Origin of the sequence: Polaromonas sp., assembly GCF_039930745.1 — a bacterium.
Taxonomy (GTDB): domain Bacteria; phylum Pseudomonadota; class Gammaproteobacteria; order Burkholderiales; family Burkholderiaceae_C; genus Polaromonas.
Genome location: NZ_JBDTTH010000025.1, coordinates 13,560 through 34,211, shown reverse-complemented (window position 1 = coordinate 34,211; position 20,652 = coordinate 13,560). Strand labels below are relative to the sequence as shown.

The window sequence follows — 20,652 nt, the reverse complement described above, 5'->3', positions numbered from 1 at the left end:
GCGCAGCACACCGGTTCAAAGTATTTGCAGCCAATGTGTAAGTTCATTGAACCTTTCACCGCCGACCACCGACTCAACACACATTGACTTTTCCTCACACAAAGCACGCCATGCAGGTCTATACTCCCAAAAATTTCGATGCCATTGATTCGCTCGCCATACGGCCATCAATTCGGGAGGTTTTGTGGGAGATCGCGCTGATCCATCGACGGACCCGGAAGCTCAGACCTTGCAAGCTGACCTTGCCGCTATTGTTCAGCGTGACGAGCAAGCCATGAAACGCTTCTACCAAGCCCTGGCGCCGTCGGTCTACCAGTTTTCCATGCGCCGCTTGAGTGACCCGGTGCAAGCCCAGGAAGTGGTTGTGGAAGCGCTGTACGAGGTGTGGTGCCATGCCGCCAGCTTTGCGGGGCAATCAAGCATTCGTACATGGGTATTGGGCATTGCCCGGTACAAATTGCTCGACAAGTTGCGCGAGCGCTATCGGCATCAGCACGTGTCATTTGATGAGCAACTGGATTCGCCATCTGAAAACCCTGCAGAACCCGAGTGCGATGCTCCCACGGGGTTCGAGCGCGTGGTGCAGCGCGAACAGCACGACATGATTGCCCACTGTGCGGGCAAGTTACCGCCGGACCAGCGCGAGGCACTTCACCTGGCCTTGTATGAAGACATGCTTTTGGCCGACATTGCCCATGTGCAGGCTTGCCCACAGAACACCGTCAAGACCCGCCTGTTTCATGCGCGCCGCAAGATGAAAGAGTGTCTGCAGCGCTTGTTCAAGGATGTCGATGGCCCCATGACCGGAGTCCGCCATGACTGAACACAACAGTGATGCCGTTAACAAGCAACGCTTGCGCGAACTGTTGCCGTTTCATGCGAACCAGACCCTGGACGCTGCGCAAACGGAGCAAGTACATGCCGGGTTGCAACAGTATCCGGAATTGGCAGCTGAGCTGGCCTGGCTGGAAGGCATGCGAAAAACCATGCAAGACCAGCCGCTGGACCCGCTGCCGGTCGGAGATCTTGGATGGTCGGCGCTTGCCGTACGCATTGAAGCGCAACGCAAATCAAAGTTTGCCCGTTCTGCACCCGCCAGCGGCGGCTGGTCAGAGAGGTTGCGGGCCTGGCTGCAACGCAACTTCATCCCCGTCATGGCAACCGCGTGCAGCCTGCTGGTGGCGCAGGCGGTGGTGATTGCAGCATTGATGCAGCAAGACCCCAACTACGTCGCCGCCGGCGCGAGTGAGCCAGCGCTGGGCGCTTCAACGGGCGTTTTGCTGCATGTCACCATTGGCCCGACGGTGACGCAAGCCCAATTGAGCGAGACACTGCACCGCTACAAGGCCACCATCGTGCAGGGCCCCACAGCGCTGGGTATCTATACCTTGCAAATTAAGCCCGCAAGCACTGGTGAAACCGAATTGCGCAACCCGGCCGTTTTTGCGCAACGTTTACAACGCGAGGCTGCCACGGTTTTTGAGACTGTCACACCCGCTGGAGACCGTTGACCATGCTCCGCATTGTGATATTTATCGTGCTGTTGCAAACAGCCTGGGTATCCGAGTCTTTGGCACAACACACCCCGGACCCCGGCTCACTCAGGGCAGCGCCCGTCATACCAAATCCCGGTTTGCTGAACCGGACCATAACGCCACCGCCGCCGCCTACCTCACCCCCTGCGACTACGGTACCTGCAGGCTCCCCAGGCACCGGCACAATACCCGGGCGCGACATCAGCCTTCCAAGATACCCGGGCATGCTTCCGACCCCGCGGGCCGCGGTTAGCGTCACTCCGGTACTGCCCGGTGACGTCGAGATTGGCCAGGTATTGCTGGTGTCGAAGGACCTGGCAGCTATACAGGATGTATTGAGCGCTTTGGCCAATGAAAATATTCAACCGATCACCTCCACCCGGTTGAACACACTGGGATGGAGCCTTGCGCTGTTTCAGTTTGCCGACCACGCCACGGCCGCACAGCAGGTAACGCGGTGGCAGCAACGGTTTTCGCAGGTTAGCGTGGACTTCAACTACCTGTACCGTACCCAGGCCGGTGTCACAGGCAGGGAATATGCACTGGGAATGCTGGATTTACCGCCTCCCCCCGCAAAAGCCGGTGCAGCATCAAAAGCCACTCATCAGGCCTTGCGCGCCATCCGCGTTGGCATGCTCGACACTGAGGTGATGCCCACAGCGTGGCTGCGTGATGTGACGCTTGCAACTAGACCCTTCGCGGCAGAGAGTCCAAGCGCGGCCTCGGATCTGCCAGCCCATCCCGCCCACGGCACCGCTATCGCAAGCCTGATTGCACGCATTGCGCCATCGATACGTCTTTTTAACGCTGTTGTCATGTCGACCAAAGGGGATCAAGCGGTTACCACCAGCTACCGGTTGATTCAAGGTGCCGACTGGTTACTGGAACAGCGCGTGCAGGTCATCAACATGAGCTTGTCTGGCCGGTACGACAAGAACTTCGCAATGACCATCGCTGAACTCATGCAACGTGACGTTTTGCTGACAGCCGCCGCAGGCAACCATGGCAGCGGCGCGCCGCCCGCTTACCCTGCCGCCTATGCAAGCAGCTACACCGGCATGCTGGCGGTTACTGCGATCGATGTCGAAGGACAGCTTTATAGCCAAGCCAATCATGGCGCATACATTTCGGTGGCGGCCCCCGGTGTCAACATCTGGGTACCTGGCGCGGCGCCAGCGCCACACGCACCCCTGGGTGTTGCCGCACGTTATGTCAGTGGCACGTCCTATGCCAGTGCCTACGCTGCAGGTGCCCTTGCATACTGGCTGAGCAAAAGAAAAGTGAGCATGACCGCGCCCTACCATTTTTGCGAGACCGCAAAAGACCTGGGCCCGACGGGGCGTGACGATGCATTCGGTTGCGGTCTGCTTCAAGTCAACGCAGCACTCCGGCATTGACCCGGCGCGTTGAGCCAGACCGCCAGTGGCGACAAGCCCCTCAAGCCAATAAAAAAGCCGCTGGAACCAACGGCTTTTTTTGAGGCGAAAAATACCTTCAGCGGAATTTGCTCTGCGGAACGGTTTTCAGATCGCCTTCCACCGATGACAGGTAGTTGGCCAGCTGCTTGAGTTCTGTATTGGTGTACTGCTTGGCCATGCCGGCCATGATGGCGTTGCCGCGACCGACCTTGGGATTGTTTTCCGTCTTGTAGGCCTTGAGTGCCACGAACAGGTAGTCCGCATGCTGGCCGCCCAGCTTGGGATAGCTCGGGTCAATCGGTTTACTGAAATCAGCACCGTGGCAGGAAACGCAGTTGGCCTTGCCAAGCAGAGCCGCGACGGCCGGGCTGGGCGTTTTCACCGTTTTGGAAGCGGCGGCTGCGCTGTCTGCCACACCGTGCTGGCTGTAATAAGCGGCCACATCGGCGATGTCCTGCTCATTGAGGGTGTCGGCAATGCCGCGCATGGTAGGGTGTTTGCGCTCGCCTTTTTTATAGGCATTCAAGGCAGCCTGGATGTATTTGGCGCTCTGGCCCGAAATCATCGGGACTTTGTAAACCTCTGGAAAACTGGCCTGGTAACCCTTGATGCCGTGGCAGCCAATACACATGGCGATTTTCCCTTCGCCGGCTTTGACATCCCCCTTGATGTCCTGGGAATGGGCGGAAACCGTCACAAATGAGACAGCAAGAGCGAATAGCGTGGTGAACAGCTTGGTCATTTTGCGCGCACAATCAGGTGAGAATTTGTTATATAAAACAGCCGCTGATTATATCTGGGCCTGCCGGGGTGAATCCCGCCCCCGCCAACCCGCGCAGATTGACTCCGACCTTCCAGCTCCTACTTCCTGCCCAACATGAAATTCCAAGGCTCCAAAAACTACGTCGCCACCCAGGACCTGATGCTTGCCGTCAACGCGTCCGCCACTCTCAAGAAGCCCCTGCTGGTCAAGGGCGAACCCGGCACCGGCAAGACCATGCTGGCCGAGGAAGTGGCCCAGGCGCTGAATCTTCCGCTGCTGCAGTGGCACATCAAGTCCACCACCAAGGCGCAGCAGGGCCTGTATGAATACGACGCGGTGTCGCGCCTGCGCGACTCGCAGCTCGGCGACGAAAAGGTCAAGGACATCCACAACTACATCGTCAAGGGTGTGCTCTGGCAGGCCTTCACCGCCGATGAGCCGGTTGCACTGCTGATTGATGAAATCGACAAGGCTGACATTGAGTTCCCCAACGACCTGCTGCGCGAGATCGACCGCATGGAGTTCTATGTCTATGAGACACGCGAGCTGATCAAGGCCAAACACCGGCCACTGGTCTTCATCACCTCGAACAATGAAAAAGAGCTGCCCGACGCCTTTTTGCGCCGCTGCTTCTTCCACTACATCAAGTTTCCCGACGCAGACACCATGAAGCAAATCGTGGACGTGCATTTCCCGGGGCTCAAGAAAGAGCTGCTGGCCGCGGCCATGAAGACGTTTTATGACGTGCGCAACCTGCCCGGCCTGAAAAAGAAGCCGTCCACCAGCGAACTGCTGGACTGGCTCAAGCTGCTGGTGGCCGAAGACATTCCGCTTGAAGCGCTGCAAAGCAAAGAAGACAAGGTGGCCGTGCCACCGCTGGTCGGCGCCTTGCTCAAGAACGAGCAGGACGTGACCCTGTTTGAAAAACTGGTGTTCATGCAGCGCCATAACCGCTGATGCCGCTAGCTTGCGTAAAGGGACTCGCCAGATGAGCTTTGTAGAACCCGTCACCCTGTCCGGCCGCGGCGTCGAGCTGGTGCCCCTGTCACTGGAACATGAAACAGGCCTTCGCGCCGCGGCGGCCGATGGCGAGCTCTGGAAGCTGCGCGTCACCTCGGTGCCGGAGCCGGAGCAGACCCGCGTCTATATCGAAGATGCATTGAAAGCCCGCGAAGCCGGCCACCGTTTCGCCTTCGCCGTGCGCGACCAGGCCACCGGCACCGTGCTGGGCAGCACCAGCTACCATGACATCCTGCCGGCAGTGAAACGCGTGGAGATTGGCTACACCTGGTACGCCGCGCGCTGTCAGCGCACCCACGTCAACACCACCTGCAAGCTGCTAATGCTGACCCATGCGTTTGAAACCCTGGGCTGCCATGTGGTGGGCTGGCGCACCGACAACTTCAACCATGCCTCGCAGCGCGCCATTGAACGGCTGGGCGCCAGGAAAGACGGCGTGATCCGTGGCCACGCGATGCGCCGCGACGGCACGATTCGCGACACGGTGATGTACAGCCTGCGCTCCGGCGAATGGCCGGAAGTGAAGGCGCAGTTGCTGTACCTGCTGGACAAACCACGCGGGTAAGTCAAATGCTCAGCGCGCGCGTCCTTCTCTCCATCCTGTGTGCTGTGTGGCTGGGAGGAATGGGTTTCGCCGCCGCGCAAAAGCCGGCTGATGTTACTGGCTCTTATGGGATGCTGGGAAGTTGTAGCGACAAAGAGATGGATAACAGTCTTGACGAAATTTCTGTTCGCCATTGCTTCCTCGGGAAGAAATATGCGGCCTACGCGGAAATGTCACTGATTCAAAATGGCCACTCTGTCTGCGGAAGTTACTCGGAGTGCGGTGGTATTAATTGCTCCAGGGTTTACACCGGTCAGTTGGTCGGCAAAATTGCAGGTGATAAGCTGACTTTATTCATGGAAACCGGACATCGGGAGGATGGGCCTGCTGAAGAACGGATTTACAGAATTGTTCCGAGCGGGTTAGCTGATGGTGATCAGCACCAAACCGATAAACCCGTCCATGTGAGACGAGCGAAGGTGCTGGAAAACCCTTCCTTAAGGAATGCCTGCAACCCTGTTATCCCAAAGGAAGTTTTACTTAAAAATTTCACTTTGGATGTCCCGGGAATCCTTACGACGGCCGACATCAGGTTTCTGGATGCAAAGAACGATGTGACGAAGAAGGCGCCTCCTGCCAAGCAATTTAATTTGTCAAAGTTATCTTCAAACTACCAATGGACAGATCAGCGCAGCACCGGCAACTACGTTCCTCGCTTGATCACTATTCACAACGATTCAAAAAAGGAATGGACAGTGGTAGCTGGATATTCTGAAACGTGCCGGGATTTTTTGTCCCGTGATCCGGAGACAGGGCGCCTTGTTTACGATGCTCAATTTGAAGGCCTGGGAATTTTGCCGGACAAGACCCTGACATTACCGAGTTGCAAAGATACGATCTTTACGCTCGAGGACAAAGCCGCGTGTCCGCGCTTCACATGTTCGGAGAATTGCAGATGCTGATCGACTTCTTCTACACCCTGCGTTCGGCCAAGCTGCCGGTCTCGGTCAAGGAATACCTGATGCTGCTGGAAGCGCTGCAGGCCGGCGTGGTCGGGCCCAACAGTGGCAAGCTGGAGGATGGCGAGATCGGCGAAGGCGCGTACAAAATCGACGACTTCTATTACCTCAGCCGTACCGTGCTGGTGAAGGACGAAAAACACTACGACAAGTTCGACCGCGCTTTTGCGGCCTACTTCAAGGGTGTGGAGATGATTGCCGACTTCACCAAGGACATCCCGCTGGAATGGCTGCGCAAGAACCTGGAGCTTGAGCTCAGCGCCGAAGACAAGGCCAAGATCGAGAAGATGGGCTGGGACGAGCTCATGGAGACGCTCAAAAAGCGCTTCGAAGAGCAGAAAGAGCGCCACGAGGGCGGCAACAAATGGATTGGCACAGGCGGCACCTCGCCGTTTGGCGCCAACGGTTTCAACCCGCAGGGCATACGCATTGGCCAGGAGAAAAGCCGCAACAAAAGCGCGGTGAAAGTCTGGGACCAGCGCGCCTACAAAGACTACGACGACACGCAAGAGCTGGGTACACGCAACATCAAGGTGGCACTGCGCCGCCTGCGCAAGTTCGCGCGCGAAGGCCATGTCGAAGAGCTGGACCTGGACGACACCATCAAGTCCACTGCGGCGAATGCCGGCTGGCTCGACATCAAGATGGTGCCGGAGCGCCACAACAACGTGAAAGTGCTGCTGCTGATGGACGTGGGTGGCACCATGGACGAACACATCACCCGCGTCGAGGAATTGTTCTCCGCCACCAAGACCGAGTTCAAGCACATCGAGTTTTACTACTTCCACAACTGCGTTTATGACTTCATGTGGAAGAACAACCGGCGCCGCTTCAGCGAAAAGTTCGCCACCTGGGACATCATCCGCAAGTACAACAAGGACTACAAGCTGATCTTCGTCGGTGACGCGACCATGAGCCCTTACGAAATATTACAGCCTGGCGGCAGCGTCGAATACAACAACGAGGAAGCCGGCGCCGAGTGGATGCAGCGGCTGACCAATGCCTTCCCGAAATTCGTCTGGATCAACCCCGAGCCCCAGGGCGTCTGGCAGTATCGCCAGAGCATCAGCGTGATTCAGCAGCTGGTGAACCAGCGCATGTACCCGTTGACCATCAAGGGGCTTGAAGAGGCAATGCGTTTGCTGTCCAAGTAAACTGAAAATGTGACCCATTCCCGTTCCTGCCTCGCCTGGAGGGCGGCCAGGAATTTACCGGCCGCCGCGCTCGCCCTCCTTTTCACCTGCGCTGCTGCAGCCCAGGCTGTAGCGCCCGCCGCGCCCGCCGCCCCTTCCGACAGTGCCGCACCCCTTCCTTCGGCCACCAACCCCGCGCCCGTCACGCAGACCACCGTGCCGGCGCCACCCCCCGCCAGCGCGGCGCCGCCGCCCACACCGGCAGGCTCCATCGGGCCCACGCAGGCACAAACCGATGTCACCGCCTTTGACATCGAGGTGCGTGCACCCGATGCAGTGCGTGAACTGCTGGAACGCCACCTTGAACTGCAGCGCTACCGCGCGGTGACCGACCTGGACGACGCCGAACTCGCCCGCCTGATCGTGCTGGCCGAGCGCAATGTGCGCAACCTGGTGGGCACGCTGGGCTATTTCAGCCCCGAGATCCGCATCACGCAGGAAGGCCGCACCACGCAACGCCCAAAAGTAGTGGTTGAGGTGACGCCCGGCGAACCCACCCAGACCCGCAGCGTGGCCATCGATTTTTCGGGTGACATTGCCGAATCGCCCGACACCGATGCCGCGGCACAGCGCGCGGAAATACGCCGCGACTGGCGCCTGCCTATCGGCCAGCGTTTCACCCAGGACAGCTGGGACAGCGCCAAAACCCAGGCCCTGCGCGGACTGGTGGCGCGCCGTTACCCGGCGGGGCGGTTGGCCGACAGCCTGGCAGACATCGATGCCACAACCCAAAGTGCCAACCTGTCGCTGCGCCTGGACTCCGGCCCGCTGTACCGCCTGGGGCCCATGCAGGTCAACGGTATCGAGCGTTACGACCCGCTGCTGGTGCCACGGCTGGCTCGCCTTGCACCCGGTTCGGTATATGACCAGAACCGGCTGGTCGAAGCCCAGCAGCGCCTGGCGTCCAGCGGTTATTTCGATTCGGCGACCATCTTTGTGGATCCCGAAAGCGACCCGGCGGCGGCACCCGTGCAAGTCCAGGTACGTGAAGCCCCGCTGCAAAAAGTCGTGCTCGGCGTGGGCATCACCACCGACGGCGGGCCGCGCGCATCGGTAGAACACACGCACCACCGCGTGCCCGGCATCGGCTGGCGCGCGGTCACCAAGCTGCAGCTGGAGCGCAAGTCACCGTTTGCACAAACCGAGTGGACAGCCATTCCCGACGAAAACGGCTGGCGCTGGGGCGCGCTCGGCCGCGCCGAGCGGCTGGACGATGACGAGCTGGTCACGCGCGCGCAGCGCCTGCGGTTCGGCCGCTCGCAGGCCGGTGACAGTATCGACCGGAATATGTACCTGCAATACGACCGCGCCAGTGTGCAGGCCAAGAGCCCGACCGCGAGCGCGATAGCCGAGAGCGACACCGGCGACGGCTCTGCCATCAGCGGCAACTATGTGTGGACCGGCCGCTATTTCGACAGTCTGCCTTTTCCCGGCAAAGGTTACGGCCTGGGGTTTGAACTCGGCGGCGGCCTCACGCTGGGCAGCGAACGCAAACCCTTCCTGCGCACCACGGGGCGCTGGCTGGGCGTGAAATCGCTGACCGCCAGCCGTCTTTCCCTGCGCGCCGAAGCCGGCGCGGTGGTGGCGGCCGACTCGGCGCGCATCCCCGGCACCCTGTTGTTTCGCACCGGCGGCGACAACACGGTGCGGGGCTACGGCTACCGCGACATCGGTGTGGAGCGCGCCAACGGCGTGATCGGGCCGGGACGTTACATGGCTGTCGGCAGCATCGAATGGCAGCGTCCTATACGGCGCAACGGCCTGCCCACCGAATGGGAGCACACGCTGTTCATCGACGCCGGCTCGGTGGCCGAACGGCCGAAAGACCTCAAGCCCAAAGTCGGCGTGGGCACGGGCGTGCGCTGGCGCAGCCCCATCGGTCCGCTGCAAATTGACGTGGCTTACGGGCTCGAGCCCAAAAAACTGCGGCTGCACATGAGTGTGGGTTTTGTTTTCTGATGATGGCCATGCCAGACAGTTCTGCATCAGCCCCACAGCCCGCACGGGCACCGCGCCGCTGGCGCCGCGCGCTGGCGGCCATCGTGGGCACCCTCCTGCTGGTGCTGGTTTCCTCACTGGGCGCGCTCTGGTGGTGGTCGGGCAGCGATGGCTCACTCGCCACCGCGCTACGCTGGGTCGCACGTTCGCAGCCGCTCACGGCGGAAGGCGTGACAGGCTCCCTGCGTGCGGGTGGCCGGGTTGAAACGCTGGACTGGCAGCAGGACGGCCTGCAGCTCGTCGCCAACGGCGTTCAGCTGGCGTGGCAACCCCTGTCGCTGCTCTCGGGCACGCTCAAGCTCGAGCGCCTGGCCGCGGCCAGCCTGCGGGTGGTCGACCAGCGTCCGCGGGCGGAAGCCGCGGCCGGTCCGCCGGCATCGGTGGCCCTGCCCTTTCGCATCACGCTGGATGAGCTGGCCATAGGCCGCCTGCAATGGCTGGGCCCACCTGCATTGGAGGCCAGCGCGGTCCGCGCGCGTTTTGAGTTTGATGGCGTACAGCACAAAGTCGAGCTGGCAAATGCACAAGTGGCCGGCGGGCGCTATTCCGGCCGCGCCACTTTGGTTGCCACCGGTACGCTGACGCTGGATGCCGCCCTCTCGGGCGTGCTGGAAGCCGCCGTGCCTGGCAGCAGCACGCGCCTGCCGCTGGCCTTTGATGCCACCGCGCAAGGGCCTCTGGCCGAGCTGCAGGCCAAGGGTGAACTGAAGCTCGGCGCCGCACCAGCCCGCCCCGGCGATACGCCACAAGCCAGCGCCACGGCGCGCATCACGCCCTGGGCCGCGCAACCCCTGACGCAGGCCGACGCCACTTTTCGCGCGCTGGACCTGGCCAGCCTCTGGCCCGGTGCGCCGCAAACCGGCTTGAGCGGCACCCTCAGCATCCAGCCGGACAGCAGCCGCAGCGACGCCTGGCAACTGCAAACCGCCATCAGCAACAGCCTGCCCGGCCCCTGGGACCAGCAACGCCTGCCGCTGGACAAGCTGCAGGCCGAAGGCGAATGGCGCGGCGGCGCGGCCCTGGTGCGCAGCCTGCAGGCACAGCTGGGTGGCGGCGAAGTGGTTGCCAGCGGCGAATGGACCGAGGCATCAGGTGCAGCAACGCCTTCTGCCGCCGCGGCGCCAGCCTGGCAACTGCAGGCCACGCTGAAAAACATCAACCCGGCCGCCCTGCACACGCAGCTGGCACCGCTGCTGGTGGACGGGCGCACCGAACTGAAAGGGCAAGCAGGTGCCATCGGGTTTGATGCCCGGCTGCAGGCCAGCGGCAGGGCCGCAGCTGCGCGCCCACGCACGGCCGGCAATACGCTCGCGGCCTTGCGCCTGCGCGACGCCCGCGCCACTGGACGCTGGGCCGGCGATACGCTGACGCTGGCCGAGCTGCAGCTGCGCACCGACGATGCCGAGCTGGCCGGCACGCTGGACATTCAGCCCGCCCTTCGCAGCGGCAAAGGCCGCCTGAGCCTGAGCGCACCCGGCCTGAGCGCACAAGTGCAAGGCGAGCTGCGCGAAACACGCGGCGCCGGCGAACTGAGCCTGCGCGGGCGCGACGCCGCCCAGGCCTTGCGCTGGCTGCAGCGCCTGCCCGGCGCGCCCATGGCTTTGCAAAATGCATCGGCCAGCGGCAGCGCCGAACTCCAGCTCGGCTGGCAAGGCGGCTGGCGCGACCCGGCCGTGCAGGCTCGCTTGAGCCTGCCTTCGCTGGACTGGCGCAGCGCCGCCGCCAGCTCCAAAACGCCGTCCACGACATCCACGCCGGGCCCTGCGGTGCCTGCCAGCGTGCTGAAATTTCGTGCCGTTGAAGCCACGCTAGCCGGCCGCTTGAGCCAGGCCAACCTCAAGCTCCAGGGACGGCTGGAAGAAAGCGCGCGCCGCTACGCGCTGCAGCTGGCCGCCAGCGGCGGCCGCACCGGCCCCACGCCAGGCAGCCTGGCCGCATGGAGCAACGCGCCGTGGCAAGCGCTGCTGCAGCAGCTCACGGTGTCGGTGGAAGACCCGGCCCTGGGCGCCGGCGCCTGGCAACTGGCCTTGCAAAAAGCAGTGCTGCTGAAGTGGACGCCAACATCGGCCGGGGGTGCACTGGAAACCGGCGCGGGCGAAGCGCTGCTGACGGCGCCAGCACGCAACGCCGCGGCCGGCACACCTTCGCAGGCCACGCTGGCCTGGCAACCCGTGCGCTGGCGCGCCGGTGAGTTGCTGACCGCCGGCGCGCTGACGGGCTTGCCGCTGGCCTGGGTGGAACTGATTGCCGGGCCGCAGCTGGCCGGCGCGGGCCTGGCCGGCAACCTCGTGTTCAATGGCCAGTGGGACGCGGCGCTGGGCAAGACGCTGCGCCTGAAAGCCAGCCTGGCGCGCAGCAGCGGCGACATCACGGTCCAGGCCGAAACCGCGCAGGGTGCCGCCACACGCATTGCTGCCGGCGTCAAAGAAGCACGCCTGTCTCTCGACAGCCAGGGAGACGCCGTAACCCTGGCGCTGCGCTGGGACAGCGAACGTGCCGGCAGCGCCGACGGCCAGCTCGCCACCCGCCTGGCACGCAGCCCCGGCGGCGGCTGGGCCTGGCCGGCCGATGCCCCGCTGAACGGCCAGCTGCGCGCACAGCTGCCGCGTATTGGCGTGTGGTCGGTGCTGGCGCCGCCCGGCTGGCGGCTGCGCGGCTCGCTGGCAGCGAATATCGCCATCAGCGGCAGCCGCTCTGCGCCGCAGCTGGCAGGCACGCTGCAGGCTGACGACCTGGCGCTGCGTTCGGTGGTGGACGGCATCGAGTTCAGCAAGGGCACGCTGCGCGCCACGCTGGACGGCACCCGCATGCGCATCAGCGAGTTCACCCTGCAGGGCGCCGGCGACAAAGGCACGGGCGGCCTGCTGCGCGCGCAGGGCGAGGCGGGCTGGGTCGATGGCCAGCCGCAAGTGCGGCTTGACGCCAAACTGGAGCGCCTGCGCGCCAGCCTGCGCACCGACAGGCAGCTCACGGTGTCGGGCGACGTCCAGGCCAGCCTGCTCGGTAAAGTTGCGTCGCTCACCGGCAGGTTGCTGATTGACCAAGCGCGCATTTTGTTGCCCGACGAAAACACGCCACAGCTCGGCAACGATGTAATCGTGCGCAGCGCTGGCGGCGCAGCTTCCGGCAAAAAGGGGCCGGCCGAAGCCAATGCGCCCGCCGCAATACAAGCCGAAAAAGACGGCCGCGCACTCGACCTGGCGGTGCAGATTGACCTGGGTCAGGACTTCCGCATCCAGGGCAAGGGCCTGGACACACGTGTGCAGGGCACGCTGGCGCTCAGCGGCGAATCTTTCAGCAGCGCGCGCCTGAACGGCACGGTGCGTACCGTGGGCGGCCAGTACCGCGCCTACGGCCAGCGCCTGGATGTGGAGCAGGGCCAGCTGCGTTTTACCGGCCCCATCGACAACCCGACGCTGGACATCCTGGCGATTCGCCCCAACCTCACGCAGCGCGTCGGTGTGCAGATCCTGGGGACCGCCCTGCTGCCGCGCGTGCGCCTGTACGCGCAGCCCGAGCTGTCCGACGCCGAAAAACTCTCCTGGCTGGTAGTCGGTCGCGCCTCGGCCAGCGGCGGTGCCGAAGCCGCCCTGCTGCAGCAAGCCGCTATTGCGCTGCTGGGCAGCAAGGCCGGTGGCGGCATGTCCGGCGGGCTGGCTGCTTCACTGGGACTGGACGAGCTGTCCTTCCGCGGCGCGGCCAGCAACACCGATGGCGGCACTGCCGAAGGCGCCGTCACGCTGGGCAAACGCTTTTCGCGCAACTTCTATGCGGCCTATGAGCGCAGCCTGTCGGGCGCGCTTGGCACACTGTTTGTGTTTTATGACCTGTCGCAGCGCTTCACCGTGCGCGCCCAGGCCGGCGATCAAAGTGCGATGGACCTGATTTTCACGCTGCAGTTTGACTAGGCTGGGGAAAGGCTTGCTTCAGACGCCCAGGCATTGCCCGGAGAAGCAGGGCAATGGCGCTGAAAGATGGTGCCCTTGGCAGGAATCGGACCTGCGACCTATCCCTTAGGAGGGGATCGCTCTATCCACTGAGCTACAAAGGCAGACGCGTAGTTTACCAAGGCGGGCGGCGCTGATCGAGATCCATCCCCGCGACCCACCGGAGACCGCCAATTGCTACGGTTTTGATAGCTATTCACGCCCGTGGGATAAGGGCTGAAGACCGAAAATATTATTAAAATGACGCTGCTGTGAAGAACGAGGCATGTCAGGCGAACACGCAGTTCAGGGCCGCCAGGCGGTCACACGGCGCTGCTGGCTTCTTTTGTCTCGATGGCAGGTCGCGCACGGGCTGTTTGCCAGGAAGTAAACAGGCACAGCACCGGCACCAGCACAAACAGGCCGAACAGCCATTGCGCCGCGCCGGAAGTTCCCGCGACGCCGCCGGGGCTGCTCAGCCCGCCCAGGTTGGCGACCATGCCCGCCAGGGCGGCGCCCAAGGCGGTGGCAAACAGCTCCACCGTCATGATGGAAGAGGCTGCCAGGTTTTCCTCGCCCGGCGGAGCAATCTGCAACACGCGGGCGCTCAGGTGCGGCCAGGCGATGCCCACGGCAAGGCCCACGGCCGTCATGGCGATGCAGAGGAGGCCCAGCATTCGCCAGTTACCGTCGGTAGGCGCAGGCATCAGGACAGCCAGGGCCACCATGCCCGCCAGCGCCAGCAGCGGCGCGCTGCGGATCGCCAGCCTGACCCGGCTCCCGGTAGCACTCGAACTCATGAGCGAGCCTACTGTCCAGCCCGCCGACATGATGGCTGCGAGGTAGCCTGAAGCGAGTGGAGTCTGCGCATGCAGGACCTGAAAAAACAGCGGTGCAAAAATTTCCGTGGAAGTGACCATCATGGCCAACAGCGCCATCGTGAGGTACAGCGCGCCAAGGACAGAACCAGAGCGAAAGGCGTCTTTGGGCAGCAAGCGATTGGGGGCGTGTTTGTCGATGACGACCAGCAGCACGCTGAGCAAGACGGCCACGGCCACGCCGGCGGCATTCCAGGCGGCCTGGGCACTGACACCACCGGCAGAGACCGCAATCACCGCGCCCGCCAGCAAGGTCAACTGGACCCACGGCACTGAAGAAGGCGGCCTGTCCATGCTGTTGCGCCTGGGAATCACGCAGACTGCCAGCACGGTAAACAGTGCCGCCGCGGGAATGAGCGTGCCAAACGCCATGCGCCAGGCATCCAGCTGGGCAAACACGCCGCCGATGGCAGGCCCGACCAGGGTGGCCACGCCCCACATACCCGACAGCAGGCCAATGGCCCTGGGCCACAAAGCCTCGTCATACAGCAGGCGGATCATGGCGTAAGGCAAGGCCAGCAACAGGCCGCCGCCAAAGCCTTGCACCACGCGCCCGGCCAGCATGACGGGCATGGACGGCGCCAGTGCGCAGGCGAGCGAACCCACGGCAAAGATCACCGCGCCCACCACATACGCAAACCGTGGCCCGAGCTTGCCCAGTACCTGCGTCGCCATGGCGGCGCTGATGATGGAGGCAACCACGAAAAGTGCGGTGTTCCAGGCGTAATACTCCAGGCCGCCTATATCGCGCACCACAGTCGGAAGGATGGTCGTACCGATATACAGGTTGATGGCATGCAAGGCGACCCCGCCGACCAGCGCCAGCGTGCGAATTGCGTTAACGCCAGTCAGCAGGGCCATCCATCCGGTTGAGGTGTTGCTCATGCCAGCGCCTCCGGCCCAAAGGCCAGCCCGTCCAGCTTGTCGGGGTTGCGCATGATGTAGATGTTCGTCGCCTTGCCTTCGTCGTTGTAGGCAAAGGTGATGGCTGTCGCGATCTCGCCGTTCGCGCGCAGCTGGATGGCCCGGCCGCCGTTGATCTCGCAGGGAATCCATTCGTAAGCCGCCCAGTAGCGGGCCAACTGGGTGGATATAAGCGTAAGCACGCTGCCCTTGCCCTGAAACACGCCTTCGATGGAGGGGACCTTGCCGCCGCTGTCGGCGCTTACAGCAATGTCGTCCGACAGCAGGCTGGCGAGCGACTCGGTGCTGCCGCCGGTGATGGCTTCGCGAAAGGCGGTGAGCAGGTCGTCCTGCACCTTGGGCGGTGTTACGTGGCGCACCCTGCCCTGCGCGATGTTGATGCTGGCGCGCGAGACCAGCTTGCGGCAGGCGGTTTCTTCCATGTCCAGTATGCCGGCCACCTCGGCATAGGGCGTTTCAAAAATCTCGTGCAGCAGGTAGGCGGCGCGCTCCTTGGGCGTGAGCCTTTCGAGCAGCAGCAAAAAGGCCATGCTCAGCGACGAAGCCAGCACGGCATGTGTTTCGGGGGTTTCTTCGGTGCTGGTGTGAATGGGTTCGGGCAGCCAGGTGCCGACGTAGTCCACCCGGCTGCGCTGCGCGTCGCGCAGCATGTCGATGCAGTGCCGCGTGCAAAGCGTGGTGAGCCAAGCCGCCGGCGTGGCAATGCTGGCATGGTCGGCGGCCTGCCATTTGATGAAGACGTCCTGCACGGCGTCTTCGGCATCGGCCCGTGAACCGAGGATGCGGTAGGCCAGGCCGAACAGGTGCCTGCGCCTTTCTTCAAACACGGCGGCGGGAGTGATGCCTTGCATGCTGGCGCCTAGTGAGCCGAAACCTGGATGCGGTTCCAGAGGTTGATCATGCTGATGGTCGCGGTCAGCGCGCCGATCTCCTTGTCGGTGAATGATTCGCGCAGCCGGCCGCGCAGGCTGGTGTAGTCGGTTTTGTGGTCGAGCACGGTCAGCGCTTCGGTCCAGGCCAGTGCGGCTTTCTCGGCTTCGCTGAAATCGTTGACGTGCGCCCAGACAACGAGGCGGTCCAGCCGGTCTTGGGTTTCGCCGTCTTCACGGGCTTCGCGCAGGTGCATCTTCACGCAAAAGGCGCAGCCGTTGATCTGTGAGGCGCGCAGGTGCACCAGGTGATGAAGTTTTTTGTCCAGGCCCAGTCCATCAACGACCTCTCTCACCTTGAGCAGGGCGGGGAAGACTTCAGGCACGACGAGGTCCAGACGGATGGGAGCGGTGTTGGCCGTGGTGGTAGCGGTCATGGTGTTTCCTTTAAAAGTTGGAGGTGACACCGTATTGACGATTCAGCGTGGCCGTTTGTGACGTGAAAGCTGAAAATAAATGACACGCTACATATTTGATAGCTGTCGGCGCCCGCCACATAAGGGCTGGAGGCCGAAAAGGCTTGAAAATTCACCACCCAAGGTGCTGCCAGGTACTCAATCCCGCTTGGCCCACTCCAGAAACTCCGGCTTGTAACCCTTGGACTTCAAGAAGTCAGCCATCGCGTAGCCGGTGCCTGCCGGCCAACACTTCACGTCTTCGTGCGCATACAGTTTGTAGTCCACCAGCTCGGGCGAGAGCTTGACTTCGCCGTGACCGACCGCGCTGTAGGCAATGATGATCTGGTTCATGCGCTGGAAGTCATAAACGCCGATCAGCTTGAGGTCGGTCACGTCAAGATTGGTTTCTTCCTTGATCTCGCGCGTGATTCCGCCTTCAGGCGTTTCGCCGGCTTCCATGAAGCCGGTGATCAGCGCATACATCTTGGCCGTCCAGGCCGCGTTGCGCGCCAGCAAGATCTTGCCCTGGTACTCGATCACGCCCGCCAGCACCGGCGTCGGATTGTTCCAGTGGGTGAAGTCGCAGGCCGGACAGCGCAGGCGGGCTTTCTCGCCACCGTCTTCCATCTCGGTGATCATGGCGAGCGGGGTTGCGCAGTTGGGGCAAAACTTGAATTCGTGGGTCATGGCATGTTGGTCTGGTTGCTTCGTTTTTGATAGCTGCTTGCGACCGTCATATAAGGGCTACAGCCACTTTTTATTCAATAAAATCCGTCAAGCGGGGAACACGCCGGTGGACAGGTAACGGTCGCCGCGATCGCAGACAACAAACACAATCACCGCGTCTTTCACCGTTTTGGCAATCTCCTGTGCCACCCAGCAGGCACCGGCGGCCGAGATGCCTGCAAAGATGCCTTCTTCACACGCCAGGCGCCGGCACATGTCTTCGGCATCAAGCTGGCTCACCAGCACGGTCTCGTCAATATGGCTGGGGTCGTAAATTTTCGGCATGTAGGCTTCAGGCCATTTGCGTATGCCCGGAATACGCGAGCCTTCACTCGGCTGCGCACCTATGATTTTGATGGTCGGGTTCTTTTCCTTCAGGAAGCGCGACACACCGGTGATGGTGCCGGTGGTGCCCATGGCGCTGACGAAATGCGTAACCTTGCCCGCCGTGTCGGCCCAGATCTCGGGGCCGGTGGTCTCGTAATGGATACGCGGGTTGTCCTGGTTGGCAAACTGGTCCAGCATGCGGCCCTTGCCGTCTTTTTCCATCTGCTCAGCCAGGTCGCGCGCATGCTCCATGCCGCCGCTTTTGGGCGTGAGGATCAGTTCGGCGCCGAAGGCTTTCATAGTTTGCGCTCGTTCGATCGACAAGTCCTCCGGCATGATCAGCACCATGCGGTAGCCCTTGATGGCCGCGGCCATGGCCAGCGCAATGCCGGTATTGCCGGAGGTGGCTTCGATCAGGATGTCACCGGGTTTGATCTCGCCACGCTCTTCGGCGCGCTTGATCATGGACAGCGCGGGCCGGTCTTTCACCGAGCCGGCCGGGTTGTTGCCTTCGAGCTTGCCGAGGACCACGTTGTTGCGTTGGGAGTTGCTGTCAGCCTGGATGCGTTGCAGTGCCACCAGAGGCGTTTTGCCAATGGCGTCTTCGATGGTCAGATAATTCATACCTGCACTGTGCCATAATTTGCCTCTTCGCTTCTTCCTGCCCGGGTGGTGAAATTGGTAGACGCAGGGGACTCAAAATCCCCCGCCGCAAGGCGTGCCGGTTCGATTCCGGCCCCGGGCACCATGGCTTTTCTGCCATGTATTTATCCCACTTCGCAAGAAAACCATCATCTCCAAGCATCTGATGGATGACGGCGACTGCTTGGGCAGCTTGTTGCCGCATGGCCAACTGCGTGGTTAGCCCTTGTTCTGTCTGCGCAGCGATTGCCTTGCAGGAAAGGAGACCCGATCCTGTTGACCTTTTTCCCCAGCCAGTCAGGCTGCGGTCAACATCAGATGACCGATTTCCTCTTTGGCTGGCCTGACGTTGATCTCGATGTCATAACCTAGTACTGCAACCCGGAAGTAGCGAAGCAAGATGAAAGTGATGGCTTCGAGCCCAGGGCAAGGCGCAAGCCGCAGCGAAGGCTGGGCGCCTTCGCAAGGGTTGCAACGCCGCCATGGGTGCGAAGACGCGCTTTCATGTTTCGATATTTTCGGGTTGCAGTACTAGTGTCAAGCAGTCCATCAGTTTGCGCTCTGACAGGTTAGTGAAATCGCCGCGCATCATGTCTGAAACTTTCGGCTGGGTGATGCCCATGCGCTTTGCAGCGGCTTGTTGCGTAAGGCCACGATTGCGCATGGCTTTCCTGATCTCAATCACCAAACCAGTTTTAATCTTGAGCTGGTCCGCGTCAGGCTGGCCAAGGTCGGCAAACACGTTGCCGCTCAGCCTGAGCCGGCTGCTGACTCTCTGCCTCTCTCTATCTACCCGTCTGCCCGTCCTTGCCGAGCAGGCGGCCAAGCACCCGGTAGGCCTGCTCCACCTCGTCCGTGAAACGCACGGTACAGCCCAGCCGCACAAAGCCGTCGTAACGCCCGGTGTTGGAAAACATGGAACCCGGCGCAATGCGTATGCCTTCGCGCAAAGCCTGCTCGAACAGCCTGGAAGATGAAGCGCCCGGCGGCAGCTCGACCCACAGGTTCAGCCCGCCCGGTGGAATGCTCAGGCGGGTACCCGACGGAAAATGGCGGGCAACAGCACGTGCCGCCTGCTCGCGCTGGCCGCGCAGGCTGGTGCGCAGGCGCTGGAGGTGGCGCGCAAACGCCGGCGCCGAAGCCCAGCGTGCGGCCAGCAGTTGCCCCCACTGCGCGGTGTTGCGGCTTTGCGCAAACTTGAGCATGTACACACGTTCATGCCAGCGGCCGGCGCTCATCCAGCCTTGCCGCAGCCCCGGTGCCAGCGTCTTGTTGAACGACTCGCAATAGATGACATGGCCTGAAACGTCCCAGGCCTTGGCCGGGCGCGGTGGCGTGGGCGAATCCAGCAGGAGCCGATAGGAATCGTCCTCCACCAGCGCCAACCCATGCTCGCTGCAGAGCGCCACCAGCGCCGCCTTGTGGCTGTCGGGCATCAGCGTGCCCAGCGGCATCTGCAGGTGCGGCATGACGACCACCGCCTTGAGCCTCGGCTCGGTGCGTACCGCCAGTTCGAGCGCTTCCAGCGAGATGCCGCTGCGCGGACTGCAAGGGATTTCCAGCGACTTCAGGCCTTGCGACTCGATCACCTGCAGCAGACCGTAATAGGTGGGTGACTCGACCGCCACCACATCGCCGGGCTGCGCCACGGCGGTCAGCGCCAGATGCACGGCCTCGGTGTTGCCGCTGGTGGCCAGCACGTCCTGTGGCGCCAGCCGCACCCCCGCATCGAGTGCGCGGCGGGCCATCGCCGTCTGGAACTCCGGATGCGCGCCGGTGGTCGCACGGCCCAGCACCATGAGCTCGGGCTGCTCCCGCAGCAAGGCGACGGCGCTGCGGTTCATGGCTACCACGTCGAACAGTTCGGGGCCGGGCGTGGCGCCGCCCAGGTCCACCCGCACGCCGGCGCGGCGGGCGCTGTCCAGCACCAGGGAGATGCGTTCATTGAGCCCGACAAAGCGATCACCGAAACGGCTTTGCTCAGCAGCCAGCGGGGTCCGCAAGTCCGGGTCGGCCAGCTCGGCCAGCGCCGGCGCGCTGGCACGCACAAAGTAGCCAATCCGCGGCCGCGCTTCAAGCCAGCCGCGGTCTTCCATCACGCGCAGTGCCTGCAGGGCCGTTGACAGGCTCACTTCATGGCGGCGCATCAATTCACGCACCGAAGGCATGCGGCTGCCCGTCTGCAAGGAGCCTTTACCGATGGCTTCACCGTAGTCGGCTGCAAGTTGCTGGTACAGCGGCGTGTCGTTGGGCTTGTTCATGGCTTGATCTTGCGTGGCGCCGCTGTTTCGCAACAGATACAGGCAGCGCCGAAATCGACCATAACAGAGTCCACCAATCGTTTCTGATGCCCTCGCATTTCCAGGCGCTGTGCCTGTTCCGTCCGGCGCGCCCCTTTTACGCTTGGGGCAG

The 20,652-nt window shown here is 62.7% G+C and carries 16 protein-coding genes, 2 tRNA genes and 1 pseudogene; 10 read left to right on the top strand and 9 right to left on the bottom strand.

Annotation, left to right across the window (positions count from 1 at the left end; translation table 11 throughout):
- Positions 1–229 precede the first annotated feature (229 nt).
- The 3 genes from ABI660_RS10390 (at position 230) to ABI660_RS10380 (ending at position 2,932) form a co-directional block, all read left to right on the top strand.
- A complete protein-coding gene (locus ABI660_RS10390; RefSeq protein WP_348067602.1) occupies positions 230–823 on the top strand; it encodes a sigma-70 family RNA polymerase sigma factor in 594 nt (197 codons plus the stop codon).
- Positions 816–1,511 carry a hypothetical protein gene (locus ABI660_RS10385; RefSeq protein WP_348067600.1) on the top strand — a complete coding sequence of 232 codons (696 nt, stop codon included), beginning with the start codon at positions 816–818 and terminating at the stop codon, positions 1,509–1,511. The genes ABI660_RS10390 and ABI660_RS10385 overlap by 8 nt, the downstream gene beginning before the upstream one ends.
- Before the next feature lie 248 nt (positions 1,512–1,759).
- Positions 1,760–2,932: a S8 family serine peptidase gene (locus tag ABI660_RS10380; protein ID WP_348067598.1), complete on the top strand. Its 1,173-nt coding sequence runs from the start codon at positions 1,760–1,762 to the stop codon at positions 2,930–2,932.
- 97 nt (positions 2,933–3,029) lie between these two features.
- Here ABI660_RS10380 and ABI660_RS10375 read toward each other — a convergent pair whose 3' ends face one another.
- On the bottom strand, positions 3,030–3,695 hold the full coding sequence (locus ABI660_RS10375; RefSeq protein WP_348067596.1) for a c-type cytochrome: 666 nt from the start codon (positions 3,693–3,695) through the stop codon (positions 3,030–3,032).
- Between the two features lie 135 nt (positions 3,696–3,830).
- Between ABI660_RS10375 and ABI660_RS10370 the strand changes: the two genes are divergently transcribed.
- From ABI660_RS10370 to ABI660_RS10345, 6 genes are read left to right on the top strand one after another with little or no spacing between them, the layout of a single operon-like run.
- Positions 3,831–4,673 carry a MoxR family ATPase gene (locus ABI660_RS10370; RefSeq protein ID WP_348067594.1) on the top strand — a complete coding sequence of 281 codons (843 nt, stop codon included), beginning with the start codon at positions 3,831–3,833 and terminating at the stop codon, positions 4,671–4,673.
- A 31-nt stretch (positions 4,674–4,704) separates the two neighbouring features.
- The gene (locus ABI660_RS10365) at positions 4,705–5,301 is read left to right on the top strand and encodes a GNAT family N-acetyltransferase (RefSeq protein ID WP_348067592.1); all 597 of its coding nucleotides are present in this window, start codon (positions 4,705–4,707) and stop codon (positions 5,299–5,301) included.
- A 5-nt stretch (positions 5,302–5,306) separates the two neighbouring features.
- Positions 5,307–6,242, top strand: coding sequence for a hypothetical protein (locus ABI660_RS10360; protein ID WP_348067590.1), 936 nt, complete (start codon positions 5,307–5,309; stop codon positions 6,240–6,242).
- The gene (locus ABI660_RS10355; protein ID WP_348067638.1) at positions 6,236–7,453 is read left to right on the top strand and encodes a VWA domain-containing protein; all 1,218 of its coding nucleotides are present in this window, start codon (positions 6,236–6,238) and stop codon (positions 7,451–7,453) included. Before ABI660_RS10360 ends, ABI660_RS10355 begins: the two co-directional genes overlap by 7 nt.
- A 9-nt stretch (positions 7,454–7,462) precedes the next feature.
- Positions 7,463–9,451 carry a BamA/TamA family outer membrane protein gene (locus ABI660_RS10350; RefSeq protein WP_348067589.1) on the top strand — a complete coding sequence of 663 codons (1,989 nt, stop codon included), beginning with the start codon at positions 7,463–7,465 and terminating at the stop codon, positions 9,449–9,451.
- An 8-nt stretch (positions 9,452–9,459) separates the two neighbouring features.
- A complete protein-coding gene (locus ABI660_RS10345) occupies positions 9,460–13,398 on the top strand; it encodes a translocation/assembly module TamB domain-containing protein (protein WP_348067587.1) in 3,939 nt (1,312 codons plus the stop codon).
- A gap of 67 nt (positions 13,399–13,465) precedes the next feature.
- Here ABI660_RS10345 and ABI660_RS10340 read toward each other — a convergent pair.
- From ABI660_RS10340 to cysM, 6 genes are all read right to left on the bottom strand, one after another.
- Positions 13,466–13,541, bottom strand: a tRNA-Arg gene (locus tag ABI660_RS10340).
- Between the two features lie 198 nt (positions 13,542–13,739).
- Positions 13,740–15,179, bottom strand: coding sequence for an MFS transporter (locus tag ABI660_RS10335; protein ID WP_348067585.1), 1,440 nt, complete (start codon positions 15,177–15,179; stop codon positions 13,740–13,742).
- Positions 15,176–16,069: an RNA polymerase sigma factor SigJ gene (gene sigJ / locus ABI660_RS10330; RefSeq protein WP_348067583.1), complete on the bottom strand. Its 894-nt coding sequence runs from the start codon at positions 16,067–16,069 to the stop codon at positions 15,176–15,178. Before sigJ ends, ABI660_RS10335 begins: the two co-directional genes overlap by 4 nt.
- Positions 16,070–16,077: 8 nt before the next feature.
- The gene (locus ABI660_RS10325) at positions 16,078–16,524 is read right to left on the bottom strand and encodes a carboxymuconolactone decarboxylase family protein (protein WP_348067581.1); all 447 of its coding nucleotides are present in this window, start codon (positions 16,522–16,524) and stop codon (positions 16,078–16,080) included.
- Between the two features lie 177 nt (positions 16,525–16,701).
- Complete coding sequence (locus ABI660_RS10320; RefSeq protein ID WP_348067579.1) at positions 16,702–17,232, bottom strand: NUDIX domain-containing protein; 531 nt, start codon at positions 17,230–17,232, stop codon at positions 16,702–16,704.
- A gap of 87 nt (positions 17,233–17,319) precedes the next feature.
- Entirely contained in the window at positions 17,320–18,222 is a 903-nt protein-coding gene (cysM, locus tag ABI660_RS10315; protein ID WP_348067577.1) for a cysteine synthase CysM, read from the bottom strand.
- Positions 18,223–18,261: 39 nt separating this feature from the next.
- Between cysM and ABI660_RS10310 the strand changes: the two genes are divergently transcribed.
- A tRNA-Leu gene (locus ABI660_RS10310) sits at positions 18,262–18,346 on the top strand.
- Positions 18,347–18,778: 432 nt separating this feature from the next.
- On the opposite strand, the pseudogene ABI660_RS10305 reads toward ABI660_RS10310, so the two are convergent.
- A pseudogene (locus tag ABI660_RS10305) lies at positions 18,779–18,994 on the bottom strand (helix-turn-helix transcriptional regulator); the annotation flags it as partial.
- 31 nt (positions 18,995–19,025) lie between these two features.
- Positions 19,026–20,501 (bottom strand): PLP-dependent aminotransferase family protein, encoded by a 1,476-nt coding sequence (locus tag ABI660_RS10300; RefSeq protein ID WP_348067575.1) that lies wholly within the window; start codon positions 20,499–20,501, stop codon positions 19,026–19,028.
- Between the last annotated feature and the right edge of the window lie 151 nt (positions 20,502–20,652).

Excerpts from the sequence above, each read along its gene's own strand:
- ABI660_RS10385 (WP_348067600.1), top strand. The coding sequence starts at position 816 with ATGACTGAACACAACAGTGATGCCGTTAACAAGCAACGCTTGCGCGAA.
- ABI660_RS10380 (WP_348067598.1), top strand. The coding sequence starts at position 1,760 with ATGCTTCCGACCCCGCGGGCCGCGGTTAGCGTCACTCCGGTACTGCCC.
- ABI660_RS10375 (WP_348067596.1), bottom strand. The coding sequence starts at position 3,695 with ATGACCAAGCTGTTCACCACGCTATTCGCTCTTGCTGTCTCATTTGTG.
- ABI660_RS10370 (WP_348067594.1), top strand. The coding sequence starts at position 3,831 with ATGAAATTCCAAGGCTCCAAAAACTACGTCGCCACCCAGGACCTGATG.
- ABI660_RS10365 (WP_348067592.1), top strand. The coding sequence starts at position 4,705 with ATGAGCTTTGTAGAACCCGTCACCCTGTCCGGCCGCGGCGTCGAGCTG.
- ABI660_RS10360 (WP_348067590.1), top strand. The coding sequence starts at position 5,307 with ATGCTCAGCGCGCGCGTCCTTCTCTCCATCCTGTGTGCTGTGTGGCTG.
- ABI660_RS10355 (WP_348067638.1), top strand. The coding sequence starts at position 6,236 with ATGCTGATCGACTTCTTCTACACCCTGCGTTCGGCCAAGCTGCCGGTC.
- ABI660_RS10345 (WP_348067587.1), top strand. The coding sequence starts at position 9,460 with ATGCCAGACAGTTCTGCATCAGCCCCACAGCCCGCACGGGCACCGCGC.
- ABI660_RS10335 (WP_348067585.1), bottom strand. The coding sequence starts at position 15,179 with ATGAGCAACACCTCAACCGGATGGATGGCCCTGCTGACTGGCGTTAAC.
- sigJ (WP_348067583.1), bottom strand. The coding sequence starts at position 16,069 with ATGCAAGGCATCACTCCCGCCGCCGTGTTTGAAGAAAGGCGCAGGCAC.
- ABI660_RS10325 (WP_348067581.1), bottom strand. The coding sequence starts at position 16,524 with ATGACCGCTACCACCACGGCCAACACCGCTCCCATCCGTCTGGACCTC.
- ABI660_RS10320 (WP_348067579.1), bottom strand. The coding sequence starts at position 17,232 with ATGACCCACGAATTCAAGTTTTGCCCCAACTGCGCAACCCCGCTCGCC.
- cysM (WP_348067577.1), bottom strand. The coding sequence starts at position 18,222 with ATGAATTATCTGACCATCGAAGACGCCATTGGCAAAACGCCTCTGGTG.
- ABI660_RS10300 (WP_348067575.1), bottom strand. The coding sequence starts at position 20,501 with ATGAACAAGCCCAACGACACGCCGCTGTACCAGCAACTTGCAGCCGAC.